We start from the raw sequence: 3,387 nt of genomic DNA, 5'->3' as shown, positions 1-3,387 counted from the left end.
TGCATTTATCTTTAGATTATAAAACACCTAATTACGTGCATCAATATGCCGCTTAAAAATAATATTAATCTGTAGCCGTATTTTAGGACGTGACAGTTCACAGCATCCTGATTTACAAGAACAACAAATTGGTGCTTGAAGAATATTTCTATGGTTATGATGCAAATACACCACATCAACTAAGGTCTGCCACCAAACCATTTATTGGCGGAATACTTGGAATTGCCGTTGACAAAGGATTTATAAAAAATGAAAAAGAGAAACTTCTACCATATTTCAATTCGATTTATCCCGAAATCGCCAATTTGGACGACCGAAAAAAAGAAATCACCATAGAAAACTTCTTGATGTACAAACACGGAATGGACTGTGAAAATAATAACCAAGAAAGCAAAGGAAACGAACAAGCAATGATGAAAAGTAAAGATTGGGTAAAATATACACTCGATTTACCGATGATTGCAGAGTCTGGGAAATCTTCATCATATTGCACAGGCTGTGCACTTACACTGGGTAGTTTGGTAGAGATTGCAACTGATGAAAAAATTGAAAGTTTTGCAAAAGAAAACCTCTTTGACGCATTGGGAATATCAAATTACGAATGGACTTTTGAACCAAATCAGGCAAGTATGAATACTTTTAGTCAAATGCATATTACACCAAGGGACTTGATAAAATTGGCGAAATTATTTAAAGATGGCGGAAAATGGAAAGGCAAACAAATAATTTCAGAAAATTGGATTAACAAAACATTTGATTTGGACGAAGGCGGTTTTGGCTATTTGTGGGAGCATAAATATTTTGTTATTGAAGGTCAAAAATTTAATTCATATTTAGCATCGGGTAACGGCGGACAAAAAATAAATATTTGGCCTGAATTAGATATGATTACCGTTTTTACGGGCGGAAACTACAATTCATATGAACTTTATGGTAAATCTACACCACCTAACGAAATGATACCGAACTATATATTAAAGACAGGAGAAAAGCCAGCAGATAACAATGGCTATAGCAAATAGGCCATAAAGTGCTATATTTATGGGCTTGGGCTTGTTTATCAAGGCCGCCAAATCTTTAGGATTTTGCTCTGGCAACAAAAAAATAAAACAAAACAAAAAACTTTGGCTTCGTGCACAGACGAAAACGAAAAGTTTCCTTACTTCCGCACTACGTTTAGCTCAGGCGTTGTGTGCTATTAGAGCACAAATAGTCTCTGTGGTAACATTACAGCTTTTGTGTCGTCTTCATGTTAAAAGACAAAATGAATATTCTTAGAAGCATTATTTTAATTATCCCAATATTAGGTGTTATTTCCAGCAATTCTCAAGCGAAGAAATCACCCATAGCGAAAGTAGATGTTGTCTTTCAAGAAGACACTCTCAAATTTACCGAATCACAAAAAGTATTCATCAGTAACGTTATACGCAAATCAGAAGATGAGGTTCGCAAGCTATTACCTAATCTACCAGATAGCATACAAGTTATTGTTGAAAATGTAGATTGGAATCTTGATATTGTGAATGGAGTTACTGGAAGGGCGGAAACCAACAGTCCACCTCTGGTCCTAGTGCAAATATCAAATAATTATAAGGGTGGAGTAATCGATTCGGTATATCAAGGTATCAAGTCTACTATTTTTCACGAATTCCATCACTTGTCCCGCGGCTGGGCGATTCAAGATAACAAATTTAGTTATGGAATCCCTAATGCAATGGTTAATGAAGGTTTGGCAGTTGTCTTTACAGAAATTTATACAGGAAACATAAATGAGGTAGAATCTTATACCGATGAGGCCGATAATTGGGTAAAAGAGATTTTGGCACTTCCGCTAGATGCAAGTTACTCAGAGTGGATGATGGGTGAACACCCTGATGGCAGAACATATATAGGCTATAGAACCGGAAATTTTTTGGCGAGAAAAGCAATGACTACGTCTGGGAAAAGTATTTTAGAGTTAAGTGAGCTTATGCCAAATGAAATATTAAAACTAGCGGGCTATTAATACTACAAAAAACTGCATACAACAAAGGCCATAAAACATGAGCAAAAAACGTAAAAAATGAATAGTTAATCATCAAAGACGGTACTATTCGCGAAAATTCGTGGTTTGGAAAAAACGCCATTTACGAACACCAGCTATAGCAAATAGGGCAAAAAACGATATACTATTCGGTTTGGTCTTATGTACCAAAACCGGCATACACCCATTCACTATTTTCGTAACATAAAAATGATATTTTCTTACAACTTTACGGAAAACCGTAAGAAAATACACTGTATTCTTTTTACCTTGCAGTAGACCAAGCGAAGTACACGCCCCCTAACACTTTAGCAGAATTAATTTTATAAAATAGATATAAGTACTAGTAACTATATGCCTTGATATTGGGGGATATGAATACTTGTTGCTATATACTATTGTTGGCAGCCATTAAACGAACACCCGAACATATGATGTTATTTAGGATAGACAAAAGAGATTTTAACGTGAATGATAAAATCTTACCTCAAAATGCCTATCAAAATGAATTGGATGACAGCCGAAAAAAAGTGGAAGAAGTTTTGGAATTTAATAGACCAAAACATAAACCAAAAAGAAATGAAATTTTAATGCTATTTGAAAATTTTGAAGATGCAAAACATTTCTGGACAATTCAAAAGAACTCGAAATTTTACAGAGGAGAAATAAGTGAAACTGAAATCTTTCACATAGGAGATTTTAATAAAATTGAAGAATTATTTAAAAATATATCAGATACTAAAATTGCAAATAAAATAGCAAAGGAATATTGGAATAGTGAAATGACTGAAAACCCGAAAAAAGAAATTTTTGTTAATGAAGTCATTACTGATAAAGTGATGTCTGATTCTGAAATAGAAAGAAAAAATGCTTTTGCTATTAGAGCCGGTTTAGGAAATCCAAAAATCAAAATTATATTAAATAACTAAAAATAGAAATATGAAACCAACAGTAGATTTAATCCAATTAGCGGGACATGGTGCAAGCCTTGTCATTGACGCAAGCCAAAAACCGACAGCTGACTTAATACAAATAGCAGGAATAATTAATAGACAAGGAACTCATTTAACATTAGTTAATGCCCACAGAAAACCGACAGTTGATTTAATACAAATTTCAGGAGTTTGTACAGGAAATATAACATTGGAATTTGTTGAAAAATAAATAACGGCTGCCAACAATGTGTATAATTCATTGTTAGTAAAGGCTTACTTACGAACTTTAATATTTAAACACGCAACGAAATCATACACGAGACCGTTGGCACACATTTTGACCCGTCCTGAAATATGTATACAAAACACTTCAAGTATATGTATAAAAATGATGGATATGTAAGACGTTATAGCGAGAGCTTTAAACTA

Annotated in this window: 4 protein-coding genes; all 4 read left to right on the top strand. The window is 33.9% G+C overall.

Features of this window, described 5'->3' with window-relative positions; genetic code table 11:
• Positions 1 to 89: 89 nt before the first annotated feature.
• The 4 genes from B5X55_RS18545 to B5X55_RS18525 all read left to right on the top strand — a co-directional run bounded on the left by B5X55_RS18545 (position 90) and on the right by B5X55_RS18525 (position 3,187).
• Positions 90 to 1,022 carry a serine hydrolase domain-containing protein gene (locus tag B5X55_RS18545; protein WP_234999796.1) on the top strand — a complete coding sequence of 311 codons (933 nt, stop codon included), beginning with the start codon at positions 90 to 92 and terminating at the stop codon, positions 1,020 to 1,022.
• 242 nt (positions 1,023 to 1,264) lie between these two features.
• Positions 1,265 to 2,005: a DUF2268 domain-containing putative Zn-dependent protease gene (locus tag B5X55_RS18535; RefSeq protein ID WP_159447568.1), complete on the top strand. Its 741-nt coding sequence runs from the start codon at positions 1,265 to 1,267 to the stop codon at positions 2,003 to 2,005.
• A gap of 419 nt (positions 2,006 to 2,424) precedes the next feature.
• Positions 2,425 to 2,952: a hypothetical protein gene (locus B5X55_RS18530; RefSeq protein WP_143814545.1), complete on the top strand. Its 528-nt coding sequence runs from the start codon at positions 2,425 to 2,427 to the stop codon at positions 2,950 to 2,952.
• A gap of 10 nt (positions 2,953 to 2,962) precedes the next feature.
• Positions 2,963 to 3,187 carry a hypothetical protein gene (locus tag B5X55_RS18525; protein WP_079514690.1) on the top strand — a complete coding sequence of 75 codons (225 nt, stop codon included), beginning with the start codon at positions 2,963 to 2,965 and terminating at the stop codon, positions 3,185 to 3,187.
• Positions 3,188 to 3,387: the final 200 nt, after the last annotated feature.

Source organism: Maribacter arcticus, assembly GCF_900167935.1.
Classification (GTDB): domain Bacteria; phylum Bacteroidota; class Bacteroidia; order Flavobacteriales; family Flavobacteriaceae; genus Maribacter; species Maribacter arcticus.
The sequence above is the reverse complement of the archived record's forward strand: the minus strand, read 5'-3'. Positions and strand labels throughout refer to the sequence as shown.

Excerpts from the sequence above, each read along its gene's own strand:
- B5X55_RS18535 (WP_159447568.1), top strand. The coding sequence starts at position 1,265 with ATGAATATTCTTAGAAGCATTATTTTAATTATCCCAATATTAGGTGTT.
- B5X55_RS18525 (WP_079514690.1), top strand. The coding sequence starts at position 2,963 with ATGAAACCAACAGTAGATTTAATCCAATTAGCGGGACATGGTGCAAGC.